Below are 17,538 nucleotides of genomic sequence, written 5' to 3' on the forward strand. Positions count from 1 at the left end.
AGCAATCATCTTCCCTCTTTTTAATCTAATACATACATAAGTCTTTTTGTCAAGTTAATTTTTATTATCTATTTTGAAGAGTAATCACTCACAAAATGTCAAGTTTTGTTAAGAAAACTTTAGATTTTCTTATCGAATTATGTCAGTTCAGGCAAAAAAAGGTTTTGAGTTAACGTTTTCTGCTAACAATACTCATAGTGCTTTTTCGTGGAATTGAATAACAATAGGAAATATTGCGCGATCGCAAGTGACCTAACGCTTAATTCAATTTTACAGAAATGGCCATTAAGAAATCTCAAAAGTTGAGGAGAAATCCAACACTTAAAGTTTCTAATCGCCAGCACTCAAATCCAAGAAACAGAAACCAGCAATTCCAACGGTAAGCCAAAGGGTTAACTCGCGATCCTATTTCTGCTAATCGTCTGCTGATCAATCTGTTTCAAAATTCAGCCTAGTCTGATATTTTCAACTTAAAGAAAGCCGATTAAAAGGGACTGAAAGGTTTATATGTTTACATACGTTAATCCCACTGTTAGACACATCAAACCCGATAATCTTAACGGACGAGCGCTCCTCAAAGTCGTCTACGTGGTGTTAGAAGCACAATATCAAAGTGCATTATCTGCTGCGGTTCGTTCGATCAATAAAAATAACCCCTATTTAGCGATTGAAATCAGTGGTTATCTAATTGAGGAATTAAGAAATCCTGAAAACTATGACGATCTAAAAAGAGATATCGCCGAAGCGAATATCTTTATTGCTTCTCTGATTTTCATTGAAGACTTAGCCGAAAAAGTGGTAGAAGCCGTTACGCCTCATCGGGATAACCTTGATGTCGCGGTGGTTTTCCCGTCAATGCCCCAAGTGATGCGCCTCAATAAAATGGGCAGTTTTTCAATGGCACAATTGGGACAAAGCAAAAGTGCGATCGCCCAATTTATGAAAAAACGGAAGGAAAAATCGGGTGCTTCCTTCCAAGATGGGATGCTAAAACTCTTGCGAACTTTGCCCAAAGTTCTCAAATATATGCCGATTGAAAAGGCACAAGATGCCCGCAACTTTATGATGTCTTTCCAATATTGGTTAGGCGGTTCTTCAGAAAACTTGGAGAACTTCTTATTAATGTTGGCGGATAAATACGTCCTCAAAGATAGTGAGTTTAAGTATGCCGATCCCGTTGTTTATCCTGACATGGGAATTTGGCATCCTTTAGCCCCTAAAATGTTTGAAGATGTTACCGAATATTTGAAATGGTATAACGACCGGGATGATATTAGCGACGATCAAAAAGATCCCCTCGCCCCTTGTGTCGGCATCGTCTTACAACGCACTCACTTGGTAACAGGTGATGATGCCCATTATGTGGCAATGGTACAGGAAATCGAAGCCATGGGTGGCCGCGTTATTCCGGTTTTTGCGGGCGGTTTAGACTTCTCCAAACCCGTTGACGAATATTTCTGGGACAACCCCCCGAAAGGCATTCAACCCCAGGCGTTAGTGGATACCGTTGTCTCTTTAACCGGGTTTGCCCTGGTCGGTGGCCCCGCCCGTCAAGATCACCCGAAAGCGATCGATTCGTTAAAACGCCTCAACCGTCCCTACATGGTCGCGTTGCCCCTGGTATTCCAAACCACCGAAGAATGGGAAGGCAGCGACTTGGGCCTGCACCCGATCCAGGTAGCGTTACAAATTGCAATTCCTGAACTCGACGGCGCCATTGAACCCATTATCGTCTCTGGCCGTGATGGGGCGACAGGAAAAGCGATCGCCCTGCAAGATCGGGTTGAAGCCATTGCCCAACGCGCGATGAAATGGGCAAACCTGCGGAAAAAACCCAAACTTGACAAGAAAATTGCCATCACTATTTTCAGCTTCCCGCCCGATAAAGGCAACGTTGGAACCGCAGCATATTTAGATGTATTCGGTTCTATTTATGAGGTGATGCAAGGGTTAAAAAATAACGGTTATGATCTCCCCGAATTACCGGAGTCAGCCGAACAATTAATGCAGGAAGTCATCCACGACGCCACCGCCCAATATCAAAGTCCGGAACTCAATGTTGCCTACCGAATGTCGGTGGAACAATACGAACGTTTGACGCCTTATTCTGAACGTTTGCATGAAAATTGGGGGCCACCTCCGGGGCATTTAAACACTGATGGCGAGAATTTACTCGTCTACGGAAAAGCCTTTGGTAATCTGTTTATTGGCGTACAACCGACCTTTGGTTATGAAGGTGATCCGATGCGGTTGTTGTTCTCTCGATCTGCGAGTCCCCATCATGGTTTTGCCGCTTATTACACCTATTTAGAACAGGTTTGGCAAGCCGATGCAGTATTGCATTTTGGGACGCATGGATCGTTAGAATTTATGCCCGGAAAACAAATGGGAATGTCGGGGGATTGTTACCCGGATAATTTAATTGGCACCATTCCCAATATCTATTATTATGCTGCCAATAATCCCAGTGAAGCCACCATTGCCAAACGCCGCAGTTATGCTGCTACGATTTCTTATTTAACGCCTGCTGCGGAAAATGCAGGGTTGTACAAAGGTTTGCAGGAATTAAATGAGTTAATTGGTTCCTATCAAACCTTAAAAGATAGTGGTCGCGGTGTGCAGATTGTTAACACCATTATCGAAAAATCTCGGACAGTAAACCTCGATCAAGATGTGAATTTACCCGAATGCGATGCGGGTGAACTTTCGGCTGAAGAACGTGATAATGTAGTCGGACAAGTGTATCGCCGCTTGATGGAAATTGAGTCGCGTTTATTGCCCTGTGGTTTACACGTGATTGGGAAGCCGCCAACCGCAGAAGAAGCGATCGCAACTTTAGTTAATATTGCTAGTTTAGATCGCGAAGAAGACGGTTTGTTGAGTTTGCCTCATATTATCGCCGATAGTATTAACCGCAATCTCGAAGAAATTTACCGCAATAATGACAATGGCATCTTAGCTGATGTGGAATTATTGCAGCATATTACTGAAGCTTCCAGGTCAGCAATTGCGGCGTTAGTTCAAGAAAAAACCGATGCAGAAGGACGAGTTTCTAAGGTTTCTAAACTCAATTTCTTCAACATGGGTAAAAAGGAACCCTGGATCGAATCGTTGTATGAATTCGGTTATACAAAAGTAGACACCGAAGCCATCAAACCTCTGTTTGAATATTTGGAATTCTGCTTACAACAAGTTTGTGCAGATAACGAATTAGGGGCATTATTACGGGCGTTAGAAGGGGAATATATTCTGCCCGGGCCAGGAGGTGATCCGATTCGGAATCCTAACGTTTTACCGACAGGTAAAAATATGCACGCCCTCGATCCTCAGTCGATTCCAACGGCGGCGGCGGTGAAGTCTGCGGCGATTGTGGTTGAACGATTAATTGCCCGTCAAAAGATCGAAAATGGCGGTAATTATCCTGAGACTATTGCAGTGGTATTGTGGGGAACTGATAATATTAAAACCTACGGAGAATCCCTCGCCCAAGTGATGTGGATGGTGGGTGTTAAACCGGTTCCCGATGCGTTAGGACGAGTGAATAAGTTAGAGTTAATTTCCCTAGAAGAATTAGGGCGTCCGCGTATTGATGTGGTGATTAACTGTTCCGGTGTGTTCCGCGATTTGTTCATCAATCAGATGAATTTGTTAGATAAAGCGGTGAAAATGGCAGCCGAAGCGGATGAACCGTTGGAGATGAATTTTGTTCGTAAACACGCTTTAGTACAAGCCGAAGAATTGGGCGTGAATTTGCGACAAGCAGCAACTCGGGTGTTTTCTAATGCGTCGGGTTCCTATTCGTCTAATATCAATTTAGCCGTTGAAAATAGCACTTGGGAATCTGAAGAAGAACTGCAAGAAATGTATCTGAAGCGCAAATCTTTTGCGTTTAATTCAGATAATCCGGGGATGATGGATGATAACCGTCAAGTGTTTGAGTCGGCATTAAAAACCGCAGAAGTCACTTTCCAAAACTTGGATTCTTCCGAGATTAGTTTAACGGATGTTTCCCATTATTTTGACTCTGATCCGACAAAAGTGATTAGTAGTTTACGCAAAGATGGCAAGAAACCTGCGGCGTATATTGCGGATACCACGACTGCAAATGCCCAGGTTCGTACTCTATCAGAAACCGTGCGGTTAGATGCGCGAACAAAAATGTTAAATCCCAAGTGGTATGAAGGGATGTTGTCTCACGGTTATGAGGGCGTTCGTGAGTTATCAAAACGCCTCGTGAATACGGTGGGATGGAGTGCGACTGCGGGTGCGGTGGATAATTGGGTGTATGAAGAAACCAATGAAACCTTCATGAAAGATGAGGAGATGCAAAAGCGTTTAATGAACCTCAATCCTCATTCGTTCCGTCGCATGGTAACAACGTTGTTGGAAGCCAATGGACGGGGTTATTGGGAGACAGACGACAGCAATTTAGATAAGTTGCGTGAGTTGTATCAAGAGATTGAAGACCGCATCGAAGGGATTGAATAAAATCCCATAAAACGTTAATTAAGTTAATTTGTAGAGGCGTTGTCTGTAGCGTCTCTACAATTTTTTATTAGCATTTGGTCGAACCCACATTCCCCACTTTAAGTATCACACTCAATAATCAAGGCTGAAAGCCTTTCTCTGAAAGGGTTGACAGATTTATTATCACAGGATAAATTGGGAATCGATTCTCAATAGTTTGAGATTGTTAAGAATAATCAGACTCAATAATCCCTCTGAAGCCGATGACTTCGTTGTTAATATTCCTTAATATTCAATGTCCCAGTTGGAAGTGGGGATGTATCCCACTAAGAAAAGTGGCATAACAAAGCAATGGGTCAAAGTTGCGTAAATTTACAACTTGAGTTATTATTGTATTAATAATAACAGTAATGTCATGACGAAAAAAATATGCTTAACAAAACAGAACGAGCAAAGTTAATTCGTCAAATTAGGGAAGCTTCTGGTATTGCTCAATACGCATTAGAAAAAAAGCTCACTGACGAACAAGTAATTCAAGTCTCTCAACACTTAGAAATATTGTCACTTACTAAGCCTGCTAACCATTATAATCGCTATTGTCAAGGACAAAAAACAGCTGAGGCTAATCAAAAACTCAAAGAATTTATGAATCTCAAAAACTCAGAGATTTACCAAGCAGGAAAATGGTTATTAGATAGCTTATCAAAAGCTGGGAAAGACCGTAGCAACAGTTTATTACAGAAAGATTTAGTTCATAAAGAAGACTATAATGAAGGGATTACCGGATTAAGAGAAGTTGTTATTGAACAAAAACAAGGACTAAAACAGCAGACCGATGAAGCCAGTCAACAGATTAAAACCCTTGAATCAAAAATAGATTCTCTCAGACATCAACTCGATTTTATTCAGGAATATATTAAGAATAACTACGGTTCAAACGATTGGAAAAAAATAACTTCTGATCTCAAAAAAAATAGTCAATAATTTTCATGGTAAAACTAATGATAAAAGTAGAAGGATTAAATTATCGTCAATGGCAAAAGAGAAATACAAATTGCTTTAAATCTTTACCGAAATTAAAGCAACGAGAAGCTAGAGAAAGAGGCTACCATAATGTAGGTTGGAATAAGGTTAAAGAATCTTGGCATATCCTTGTCGAGTTAACTTTAAGTTCTTCTCCTTCATTAGAGCCAGACAATAAAGTTTTCAGTTTATTTGAACATAAAGTAAATCAAGAAGATTTATTGGGAGCAATTAACTTATCTATTCTTGAGGCAGAGCAAGCAAAAAAAACAGCGCAACAGTCATTAGAAACACTAAATAAAAATCAAGAAAAATTTGAAAAATTAGCAGACCAAGCCTTAGAAAAATATAGTATTTTGTAAAATTTTCTTATTGCCATTAAATATGAACACAGTAGACCTCATAACTTTGTATCGGTCAAAAGATATAACTGAAACCTGGAAGTCTGCTCAATCCCTAGAGGTAATAAATCATCCTCAACATGGATTAATTAGTCCGAATAAATATCGTGCAATGTTTCACGGTAAGCCTTGCCCTTACTGTGGTCAGAAAATGAAACATGGAAATGAATTTAAAACTAATTTAAAGAAAAAAGCAATCGAACTAGGTTATCAGTATATTGATAAACAAGGTGAAAAATACATTAATAATGTCGCAGGTTCATGTTTTTTTCATCCTAATTATGTCACTCTAGATCATAAGTTAAATAAAGCTCGATTTCCTGAGAAATTATTTGACTATGATAATTTACAAATCATGTGTTGGAGATGCAATCATGAAAAAGGAGATAATAATGCTTTTGATATACAGCATACCTATCAATATTTAGATGCTTTAGCAGAGGAAACATTAGAGCGTTATCAGGTATTATAAATTCTAAAAAATAGTTTGTAGGGTGGGTGAGAAACGATAACTTAATTGGTTAAACGCCAACTGGTTAATCTCACCCACCCTACTTATTGGTAAAACGATAACTTAATTGCTTAAACGCCAACTGGTTAATCTCACCCACCCTACTTATTGGTAAAACGATAACTTAATTGGTTAAACGCCAACTGGTTAATCTCACCCACCCTACTTATTGGTAAAACGATAACTTAATTGGTTAAACGCCAACTGGTTAATCTCACCCACCCTACTTATTGGTAAAACGATAACTTAATTGCTTAAACATTAACTGGTTAATCTCACCCACCCTACTTATTGGTAAAACGATAACTTAATTGCTTAAACATTAACTGGTTAATCTCACCCACCCTACTTATTGGTAAAACGATAACTTAATTGCTTAAACATTAACTGGTTAATCTCACCCACCCTACTTATTGGTAAAACGATAACTTAATTGCTTAAACATTAACTGGTTAATCTCACCCACCCTACTTATTGGTAAAACGATAACTTAATTGGTTAAACGCCAACTGGTTAATCTCACCCACCCTACTTGGTTGATCGCCTATCTTCTAATTTATACTAATGTATAGCGTTGAGTTGATTCACCATGACAAACTTCACTCTGAACCTAGAATCAATTGAACTGACAGATGAGAAATTTTTTCAGCTTTGTCAGAATAATCGGGATCTGAAATTTGAACGAAATTCTAATGGAGATTTAATCATCATGTCACCCACAGGAGGAGAAACGGGAAGCTATAATGCTGGATTAACGGCTCAACTGTGGTTGTGGAATCAAGAACATAAATTAGGTAAAGTGTTTGATTCTTCTACGGGTTTTAAACTCCCCAATGGTGCAGACCGTTCTCCTGATGCTGCTTGGATAACCTTAGAACGTTGGGAAAGTTTAACTGCTGAACAATGCAAAAAATTTATTCCTTTGTGTCCCGATTTTTGTATTGAATTGCGATCGGCGAGTGATCGTTTAAATAAAATTCAGGAGAAGATGCAAGAATATATCGATAATGGTCTTCGTTTGGGATGGTTAATTAATCCTATTGATAAAAGTGTTGAAATTTATCATCAAAATCAAGAGGTTCAGGTATTAGAGTCTCCAACAACGTTATCTGGAGAAGATGTTTTACCGGGTTTTATTCTGAATATTCAAGAAATTGGGTAAGTTAAGTTAACAGAAATTGTTATAAAAAGAAATAAGTGCGATCGCATGAGTTAAGTTGGTCATCTGATTTTATCTGGACGATATGTTTTGTTACTCTAGTCAATCACTCATTTAGCTGTGTTTTACTGGAATTAAAATTCTAAACTCTGTTCCTTCTCCGGGTTGAGAGTTACATTCTAGTATTCCATCATGCTTATCAACCACAATTTGATAACTAATCGAGAGTCCTAAGCCTGTCCCTTTCCCAACAGATTTGGTCGTAAAAAACGGATCAAAAATCTTAGTTTTTACTTCGGGGGGCATTCCTCCGGCATTATCTTGAATTGAAATAATCACCCAATTATTAGGTTGTTTTTCAGTTTTTTGAATTAATCCAGTTTTAATCGTAATGGTTGGTAAAAATGAACCCCCTAATTTATTTTGAACTGATTCTAAAGCATCAACCGCATTACTCAATATATTCATAAAAACCTGATTTAGTTGAGCCGCATAACATTCGACTTGAGGAATTTTACCATAATGTTTAATAATTTTAATTGCGCTTCGTTCAGGCTTTGATTTTAAGCGATGATGCAAGATTAATAAGGTACTTTCAATTCCTTCGTGAAGATCTACAGGTTTGACTTCGGCTTCATCTAAACGGGAAAAATTTCGTAATGATAAGACGAGTTGACGAATTCGTTCGGCACCTAAACGCATCGAAGACAGAATTTTTGGTAAATCTTCAATGAGATAATCTAAGTCGATTTCGGCAATTTTTTCAACAATTTTGGGAGTCGGTTGAGGATATTCTTGTTGATACAGTTCAACTAAATCAAGTAAATCTTGAGTGAATTCAGTGGCTGGATCAAGATTTCCATAAATAAAGTTGACTGGATTATTAATTTCGTGAGCAATTCCAGCGACTAAATGACCCAAACTTGACATTTTTTCGGTTTGGACTAATTGAATTTGAGCTTGTTTTAAATTGTTAGCTAAGGCTTGAGTTTCGGCTAAGAGTTCAGCTTGTTGTAAGGCAACACCCAGTTGAATAGAGATCTGGGATAATAATTGTAATTCTTCCTCTGTCCAGCGACGAGTTGCTGTGTTTTGATAAGCGGCGAGTAATCCCCATAAGTTTTCACCTTGAAGGATGGGAACGACAATATAGGCTTTCGCTGAAAATCGCTCTAACAGTTGAATTTGACAGTCTGAATATCCGACATCATAAATATCTTCTATCGCTAAAATTTCTCCTCGTCGAAATCGTCCGCCTTGTGTTTCTTGCAAACAAGTATCTGCAATATTAGGAATTAGATCAGTTAAAGGTTTCCACTCAGAGGAACATGACTCAGCGACAAAATAACCTGACCAATCAGAATTAAAGCGATAAACCACGACGCGATCACTTTTGAGAAATTGTCGAACTTCTTGAGTTGTTGTATCAAAAATGGTTTGTAGATCGAGTGATTGACGAATGCGATTAACAATTTCAAATAATATTTTTTGGCGTTTAGCTTCCTTCTGACGTTCATCCAATAGAGTCAGATTTTTAGCCTTTTCCTGAACTTGATTGATATATTCAACTTGTTGTAAAGCAACATCTAAATGATGAGCAATTTGAGTGACAAATTCAATTTCATCCTCAGACCAATGACGCGGAGAACTACATTGGTGAATACATAAGCCTCCCCATAATTGATCATCTTTGAGCAGGGGAATAAAGAGATTAGCCCGCACTTGAAATTGACTCAGAATATCAATATGACAATCACTTAAACCTGCGGCATAAATATCAGAAATTGCATTGATTCTACCCTGTTTATATTGGGGTGCAAACTGTTCACCAAAGCAATGATCATGAATACGAGCCGCTAAAACTGATTCAAATTCAGGATTAACATCTTCGGAGATAAATTCACCATCATCATAACCCGAGTCAGGATCAAAACGAAACACAGCAACTCGATCTGCATTTAATAATTGTCTGACTTCTATTGCTGTTGCTGTAAAGATTGTGTTAAGCTCAAGGGATTCTCGAATGCGACTAATCACTCGAAATAGTGTTTTATAGCGTTCTATCGGATTACTATCGAATTCTAAGTGAGCAGAATAAGACGACTGATCATTATTTGAAATCGGAAGTACAGGTTGCTCACTCAAAATTTGTTGTAGTCGTTCAAAAGCGGCTTGATTTTTACAGCAATCTCGTAGTTGTTTCCATTGATGAGTGTTGAGCATCATAAGTTTTAAGTTTGATCAAGGACGACATACTCCAGTCGGCGTGGAAGGCTGAAGAATGATGAGGAAGCAACACAAGATCAATTAATTTCCTCTATATTGAGTATAATCTAAAATCAACCTGAGATCGAAGATCTGATCTCAAAGAAGAATTTAAGATTGGTAAATGGGAATAGAGATTATAAACTCTGTTATCTTTTCAGTTTGGGAAATACACTCAAGCCGACCTTGATGCTTCTCCACAATAATTTGATAGCTAATTGAAAGCCCTAAACCTGTGCCTTGACCAATTGGTTTAGTGGTAAAAAAGGGATCGAAAATATGATGAAAATGTTCAGGTGCAACTCCTATTCCGTTATCAAGAATAGAAATTTTAACCCAATCTTTGATGGGAGAAGTTTCTCTAATAATCGAAGTTTCAATCCACACTTTAGGCGAATAAGCTGAAGTCGGCAAGTTTCTATTTTTCAATTTATTATAATGGTCTTCTAGAGAATCAAGAGCATTACTAATGATATTCATAAAAACTTGATTGAGTAAGCTTGCATAGCATTCAACTTTAGGTAAATCCCCATAGTTTTTAACCACTTGAATTTCGGGAAAATTTGAATTCCCTCTAAAGCGGTGTTGTAAAATCATTAATGTGTTGTCAATTCCTTCGTGTAGATTAACGGCTTTAATTTGAGCTTCATCTAATCGAGAAAAGTTGCGTAGAGATAAAACTAACTGACGAATTCGATCTGCTCCTATTCGCATCGATGAAACGATTTTAGGTAAATCAGAAACCATAAAATCTAACTCAATAGATTCAGCATACTCTTGAATTTCAGCAGGAGGCTGAGGATAATGTTTCTGATAAAGATCGAGTAAATTGAGCAAGTTTTCACTGTATTCACTGGTATAAGCTAAATTCCCATAGATAAAACTGACAGGATTATTAATTTCGTGAGCAATTCCAGCAACTAATCGTCCTAATCCTGACATTTTCTCTGTTTGAATAAGTTGAGTTTGAGTCTGACGTAATTCCTCTAAAGTTTGAGAGAGTTGTTGAGCCTTTGCTTTTTCATTTTCAGCCGCCACACAAGTTTTTTCATAGAGTTCTGCTTGAGTAATCGCAATCCCGACTTGATCAGCAAGCTGACTAATTAAATCAATTTCTTCCGTTTGCCAATGGCGAGGCTTATGACATTCGTGAGCAATCAATAATCCCCAAAGTTGATGATTGACTCCAATTGGAACAATTAAATTAGCTCGAACCTGAACACTTTCTAAAAACTCCTGATGACAAGGCATTAAATCGGCTTCATAAATATCACCGATTGCTCCAAATCTACCTTCTCGATATTGATTTGCACAGTTATTGGGGAAACATCCGCTTGGTGTTTTTATCCCCAGAACAGAAGAAATATCTTGACCCACGGCTTCTACAATAACTTCTCCTTCTTGCTCATCAATTAACTTATAAATCAAAACACGATCCGTTTTTATTAATGCTCGCACTTCCCGAACAATTGTAAACATTGTAATTCTCAAATCTAAGGTACTGCGGATTTGATCAGTTACTCGTTCTAAAGCTTTAGCAAAATTGAGGGTTCTTTGGAGTTGACTGGTACGTTCTTGAACTTGTTGTTCTAAATTAATATTGAGATCTTGAATTTTTTTGTAGAGTAGATATTGTTCAATTGCCATTGCTAACTGCGCGGCTAAACCTTCAGCCAAAGAAATTTCTTCTTCTATCCAAGGTTGAGCTTGACCTTTTTTTAGTTCTCGCCATGTTTCAAAAGATTGTCTCGGTAAAATTTGTTGAAGATTAGATTCAAAACGTCCAGCCCACAATATTTCGGTATCAATTTCATTTCTAAAAATACTTAATATTGCCAACATTTTCTGTCGATACTGAATGCTAACAATCAGTATTCCTCTGATTTTTGTTGAAACAAATGCTGGACATAAAACTCTAAACAAAGATTCTTTATATAAGTCAGTAATTGCCCAAACTTCTGTATCAGTATGTAAGTTTTTTTGGGATGCTTTTGGTTGATGAAATCGGGTTTTAATCCAGTGTTGCCAAAGGGGATGTTCTTCTAAAATAGGACTAGATTCCCATTCCGGCATTGTCGGTTGTTCACCACAACTCCAGACTTCTGAAGTTTGCGCTTCACTGGCACAAATATAGAGTCTACCGCCAATCCCTTCTAAGGCTTTAACGGTGGCTTCTAAAGCCTCTTGGAGTTGAATCGTCGGTTGTTGATGTAATAGAGAGGCAACCTGATTAATTGTGGCTTCTCGCCTGGCCTGTTGACGGGTATGACTGAGTAATGTAGACTGTTTAATCGCAATAGAAAGCTGATCAACAATCATCTGAATTAGTTGCAATTGAGATTCGGAAATTTCCCAGGGTTCAGCATGATGAGACACCAAAAGTCCCCAAAGTTGACGATTTGATTCTAGACTTTCTTGATGAAAAATCGGAATCACTAATGAGGATTGAACTCCCATTGCTTTGAGATAGGCAATATGGCAAGGATCAACGGAACGATAGTTAATTTCTTCAGAGATAGAAAAGTTTTCGGTTTCGTCAGTTTTGATCGGACTCCAACCAATTTGTCCGGTGGCAATATTGACAATACTGCGTTGACCTAGAGTGCGAAACATTTCCCGGGCGGTGGTCGGAATGTCATCTGCTGGAAAATGCAATCCTTTTAGGGAAGATAAGTGATTCTCATCAATTGATTCAGCCATAACTTGACCGCTATCATCAGCGCTAAACTGATAAATCATCACGCGATCCGTTTCCAAAAAGGCTCGAACTTCAGCAACGGTTGCTGTTAAAATTTCTTCAAGTTCTAAGGATTGACTAATGCGCTTTGTGATTCGGTAGAGTAGATGTTGTTCATCAATTTTTGTTGTAGAACTGTGTATATTTTCCATAAATCGGGTATAATCTCCTGTATGATATTGTAGTGACTGGATTGATATCCATTTAACTCTGTTTATTATAATTATATATTTCTTAAAAAATATCAGGACTAAAGGTGCAGTAAATACTGATCTTAAATAAACTTAATATTTTCTGGATGTAGTTTTGAGCAGGTGACTCCAAAGTTTAAGTAGGTTCTCATGGAGTATTCCCTTCTATTTGTATTGAATCTTCAGGGGGATATCGGATTGTTTTGGTTCTGATTGTAAGGGCGGTACTCAGTGATTTTTCGGAGAATGTTGCTGAGGTTTTGAGATAATTAAGTGATTTTATAGATTTTTGGTAAAATAAGAGTTAGTTTTGATACCGCGATTAGATGATTCCTGTAGAGGCAGGGAGATCTTGACTTTTGACCGAAAAAATTGGGATACAAGCCCCGTCCGTGATTGACGGCTTTATGTTAAACTTTCTTTTGTGGAAAGGGTAATCAACCACACTAAAAACCCAGTCACCGAAAGGCAACGCACCTTGACGCACTGAAGTTATGGGGTTCCGTACAGGAAAGCTTGTACGCTTATTAGCGCGCAACGCAACAAGTACAGAGAAACCAAGATTTTAGGTTTTGAACTGTAGGGTAGGGCATACCCAAACAGGTTTCTGAAATGGAGCAAAACGCTTGAGGAGAGTCCATCTCTGGTATAGATAGGTCGCCCTATCTGTATTAAGTGGACTCGCTGAACCAAGAATCCCCGCCGTTTACGGCGTGGGAGTGTCAATTCTGCTCAGGTTCGATCAGCCCCAAACAAAAAGGGTAGGCAGAGGTTCCGACTTAGAACGCGGTATCTACCTACCTACCTACCTACCTTGAGATGATCAATTAAACTGAATTAAAAAGGAGACAGACTTTTCTTGGCTTTGTCGATCACATCTGCATAACGCAGTTCACCGCAGAGAATCTTACTGATTAGTTGAGTGGCAACGGGAACTTTGACACCCACTTTGTAACCGATGCCAGGGAAACGGTAGAATAAACCTGCTAAATTTCCCGCCCAAACCATATCAGCGCCCCACTCTTTTTGGATGATCTGAGTGTATTTTTCGAGGGCATTACTCGCGCCACCCAAAGCTTGATCGATGGCTTCTGCGGCTTTAACTCCACTCAAAATTGAGGGACGAATACCTTCCGCCGAGAGAGGATCAGCTAAACTGGCAGCATCTCCAGCAATCAGGGCGTTTTGGGTATGTAGTGTTTTGTCTCCATCCCACAAACAGATCGGATGATCAACCATTGAATTGCTTGCCGCCATCCCCATTTTATTGGCGTACTGCGTTAAATCTTTGCTCAGATCCTTGGGTTCACTGCCCCGGAAGGTGGCAATACTAATCGAATAGCTATCCGCTTTGGGAAATCCCCAAATACTGCCATTTTTGACCATTCCAAATTCAAAGGTAGGGATTTGACCCGATACAGGGAATTCAGCGATCAGACTCTGACGGAGTTTTGACTGTTTCAACCCCAACCATTTCGCCATTGGCCCTTTTGTACCATCGGCTGCAATCAGGTATTTAGCTTCTAGGGGTTCGGCGTTTGTATTGACTTGCCAGCGATCGCTTTTAAACTTAATCCCAGTAACTTCTGTTTGAGTTTGCAGTTTTGCCCCAACGTCTACTGCTTGCTGCATCAAAAATTGATCAAAGACATCCCGACGCACCATCCACATCGGTTTAACGATCTCTGTTTCCACGGGATCACTCAATTTCCAGGTGTAGCGAATTTTCTTGACGGTGGTAGAAATGGCGGGTGTAAAATCAAAGTCAAACCATTGAGCGATCGCGGGAGATACTCCACCACCACAGGGCTTTTGGCGAGGCCAGGTATCTTTTTCGAGCACCAAAACAGAATGCCCCCGTTTCGCTAAGTGATAAGCTGCTGCGCCTCCCGCCGGACCCGCACCAACAATAATGCAGTCAAACATGGTTGTCATAGGTTAATTATCAGTTTTTACTTGTTGTTTAATCGTATTCGCTAACCAATTTATTTCCAACCCCGGCATTTACAAATTATTGCCTTTTAAGGATTAAAACAGCACCCCTTGAAAACCGGTCAAATGCCTTAATTTAGAGCAGTTTTCACCCGGAGGTAAATCTTTAACTGCTCTATTTGTGTCTAGTCTAACACGCTTAATCAGGGGGTTGCCAAGTCTAAATTTTTATATTTTTATCAATTTTCATAATTTATTAGATCAACATTAGATCCTTGATCTCAGATGAATTTGAGATTTGTCAACTTTTCTATTCTCTGTAATCTTTGATTTGTATTTAAAATTTATATCAAGTTTTCTCAAATAATTATCAAATCTAATTTTATTCAAAAAAGGATGAGGCAGAACAGAACATGATCTTATTCACAAAACCTTGCCGCTTTCCGGATGAATGAGTGCGGCGGGATGAAACTCCGGTTTTTATGGGCAAAGATCGATGTTTTCAGCGTCTACCTCATCCCGAAGTCTGAACGTATTTAAAGGGTCGTAATATCTTTGTCCTTCGCCTCAAACATTTCATCAATTTTGGCGGTGTATTTATCCGTCAGCTTTTGAATTTGATCTTGTAAATCTCGGGCTTCATCTTCAGAGAGATCCTTACTTTTTTCTTGCTTACGAACTGAATCAACCGCATCCCGACGCACATTTCGCACAGAAACCTTACCCTCTTCAGCATATTTAGAGGCTAACTTCACAAATTCCTGACGACGTTCACTGGTCAACGGAGGAATATTCAACCGAATAATCGATCCATCGTTATTAGGAGTCAGTCCCACATCAGACAAAGAAATTGCTTTTTCAATGATATCCAGCGTCTTGCGATCAAAGGGTTGAATCATGATCGTCGATGAGTCCGGGGTGTTGATCGTCGCCAGAGACTTCAGAGAAGTGGGAGTCCCGTAATACTCTACCATCACCCGATCCAGCAAAGAAGTATTTGCCCGTCCAGTCCGGATGGTATTAAATGACCGTTGAGTAGACTCAACCGCTTTTTGCATTAAACTTTCGACTTCAGCTAACTTCACACAAACCTCCTACAAATGTTCCAACAGGGTCTCCACTAACAGCGCGAGCGATATTTCCATGTACAGTTAGATCAAAGACAATAATGGGAATATTGTTTTCTTTGCACAAGGCGATCGCTGTACTATCCATCACGCGCAGATCTTGGGTCAGCACATGGCCATAGGTGAGGGTTTTATAACGGCGGGCCTCCGGGTTGAGATGCGGATCGCAATCATAAATCCCATCGACTTTTGTTGCTTTGAAAATCACCTCAGCATCTATTTCTGCCGCTCGTAATGCCGCTGTGGTATCAGTGGTAAAGAAGGGATTCCCAGAACCCGCCCCAAAAATCACCACACGGTTTAGTTCCAGGTGACGAATGGCTTTCCGACGGATATAAGGTTCAGCGACTTCCTGCATGGCGATCGCCGTTTGTACGCGAGTCGGGACTCCGATTTGTTCGAGAGCATCTTGTAAGGTAATAGCATTCATCACCGTAGCAATCATCCCGACATAATCAGCAGTTGCCCGATCCATTCCCGCCGAAGCCGCTTTTACACCTCGGAAAATATTACCACCACCGACAACAATTGCCACTTGAATTCCTTTGGCAACGACCTCTGCGACTTCTTGAGCAATTCCCTGAACGACGGCTGGATCGATCCCGTAGCCGAGGCTTCCCATCAATGCTTCGCCGCTTAGTTTCAGTAAAATCCGCTTATATGCTGTTCCCATTTATAACCCCCAACAGTTTCCGCTAAATCGATTCAAGTTGGCCGCGATCGCCATAGCAGCTCTAGCGGCTTGGTGCCGACAGATGAATCGCACTGGTGTAGACATTGGGGTGATCATAAGTAATCGTAAGCTATAGTAACAAGCTGTTGAATGTTAAAGCATCCCTAAAAAGGATGATGATATGATTTGGGCGAGCATTGCCTTCACAATAAGATACCAGAAAGCGGACTATCTGCTTTCAGCTTTTTTGAGGGAGCCAGACAAGTCACTTCCAGCATCCTGATTGTCGCTCAATTTCCCCTCTCTACTGGTTAACCCAGTTTCGTTTCGATTCCTCATCGCCACTGAATTAAGTCACCCATGGCTTCGGTCGTCGTTGGTTCGATGACTTCTCCCTGAAGCAGTTGGGCGATCGCCTGTTTGAGATAGGGCTTACTGACTGACTCGGCTGAGTTAGGGTTGTCATCAATTTGGCCACGATAACGTACTATGCCCTGTTGATCCAGTAAGAAGACTTCTGGAATAACACGCGCCCCAAAGCAGTTAGCGACATCTTGAGTGACATCCCGAATATAGGGAAAGTTAAGGTTATTGCCTTGTGCAAATTCCTTCATTTTCTCAAAACTATCTTCTGGAGATCGAGTTGCATCATTGGCGTTAATCCCAACAAGGGTAACACCGACACCCGCATACTCCTGTTGAAGCTGTTTGAGACGGTCAATATACAGATGTACAAAGGAGCATTGGTTTGACATGAAAATCACAGCAACTGCCCTAGACCTCTCCAAATATCGAGCTAAATGATGCACCTCGCTATCTACTCCGGGCAGTTCAAAATCGGGAGCATAACTATTAATTGCAGTACCCTTCATGTTTAGACGTATTGCCAAATCTCTATCACAACAATAAACCAGCACACACTCGCACTCAGTAGGCCGACGCTCTAACCCCTACTTTAACTCACAATCTAAAAATCCCCTAATTCGTCGTACAGAAGGCGCCTTGAGTCGGGGGAAGTCGGGAAGACAAAGCGTGAATTTGATTACAAATCT

11 protein-coding genes are annotated in these 17,538 nt (G+C 40.0%); 5 read left to right on the forward strand and 6 right to left on the reverse strand.

All coding sequences use genetic code 11. The features are described 5' to 3' along the window. Positions 1 to 507: 507 nt before the first annotated feature. From L8106_RS10980 to L8106_RS11000, 5 genes are all read left to right on the forward strand, one after another. Positions 508 to 4,488, forward strand: a complete 3,981-nt coding sequence (locus L8106_RS10980) for a magnesium chelatase subunit H (protein ID WP_009784359.1) — start codon at positions 508 to 510, stop codon at positions 4,486 to 4,488. Between the two features lie 408 nt (positions 4,489 to 4,896). Next, positions 4,897 to 5,451: a hypothetical protein gene (locus L8106_RS10985; protein WP_009784360.1), complete on the forward strand. Its 555-nt coding sequence runs from the start codon at positions 4,897 to 4,899 to the stop codon at positions 5,449 to 5,451. Positions 5,452 to 5,468: 17 nt separating this feature from the next. Next, a complete protein-coding gene (locus L8106_RS10990; RefSeq protein ID WP_039896046.1) occupies positions 5,469 to 5,852 on the forward strand; it encodes a hypothetical protein in 384 nt (127 codons plus the stop codon). Positions 5,853 to 5,874: 22 nt separating this feature from the next. Then, complete coding sequence (locus L8106_RS10995) at positions 5,875 to 6,363, forward strand: hypothetical protein (RefSeq protein WP_009784362.1); 489 nt, start codon at positions 5,875 to 5,877, stop codon at positions 6,361 to 6,363. 628 nt (positions 6,364 to 6,991) lie between these two features. Continuing rightward, positions 6,992 to 7,564 carry a Uma2 family endonuclease gene (locus tag L8106_RS11000; RefSeq protein WP_009784363.1) on the forward strand — a complete coding sequence of 191 codons (573 nt, stop codon included), beginning with the start codon at positions 6,992 to 6,994 and terminating at the stop codon, positions 7,562 to 7,564. A 111-nt stretch (positions 7,565 to 7,675) separates the two neighbouring features. Here the strand turns inward: L8106_RS11000 and L8106_RS11005 are convergent, their stop codons facing one another. The 6 genes from L8106_RS11005 to L8106_RS11030 form a co-directional block, all read right to left on the reverse strand. Further along, the gene (locus tag L8106_RS11005; protein ID WP_009784364.1) at positions 7,676 to 9,787 is read right to left on the reverse strand and encodes a GAF domain-containing protein; all 2,112 of its coding nucleotides are present in this window, start codon (positions 9,785 to 9,787) and stop codon (positions 7,676 to 7,678) included. Positions 9,788 to 9,937: 150 nt separating this feature from the next. Further along, entirely contained in the window at positions 9,938 to 12,715 is a 2,778-nt protein-coding gene (locus tag L8106_RS11010; RefSeq protein WP_009784365.1) for a GAF domain-containing protein, read from the reverse strand. Between the two features lie 876 nt (positions 12,716 to 13,591). Continuing rightward, positions 13,592 to 14,680 carry a geranylgeranyl reductase family protein gene (locus L8106_RS11015; protein WP_039896012.1) on the reverse strand — a complete coding sequence of 363 codons (1,089 nt, stop codon included), beginning with the start codon at positions 14,678 to 14,680 and terminating at the stop codon, positions 13,592 to 13,594. 542 nt (positions 14,681 to 15,222) lie between these two features. Next, the gene (gene frr / locus L8106_RS11020) at positions 15,223 to 15,771 is read right to left on the reverse strand and encodes a ribosome recycling factor (protein WP_009784367.1); all 549 of its coding nucleotides are present in this window, start codon (positions 15,769 to 15,771) and stop codon (positions 15,223 to 15,225) included. After that, positions 15,758 to 16,486: a UMP kinase gene (gene pyrH / locus L8106_RS11025; RefSeq protein ID WP_009784368.1), complete on the reverse strand. Its 729-nt coding sequence runs from the start codon at positions 16,484 to 16,486 to the stop codon at positions 15,758 to 15,760. Before pyrH ends, frr begins: the two co-directional genes overlap by 14 nt. Positions 16,487 to 16,821: 335 nt before the next feature. Beyond that, positions 16,822 to 17,358, reverse strand: coding sequence for a thioredoxin family protein (locus L8106_RS11030; protein ID WP_009784369.1), 537 nt, complete (start codon positions 17,356 to 17,358; stop codon positions 16,822 to 16,824). Positions 17,359 to 17,538 lie beyond the last annotated feature (180 nt).

The organism is Lyngbya sp. PCC 8106, assembly GCF_000169095.1.
Classification (GTDB): domain Bacteria; phylum Cyanobacteriota; class Cyanobacteriia; order Cyanobacteriales; family Microcoleaceae; genus Capilliphycus.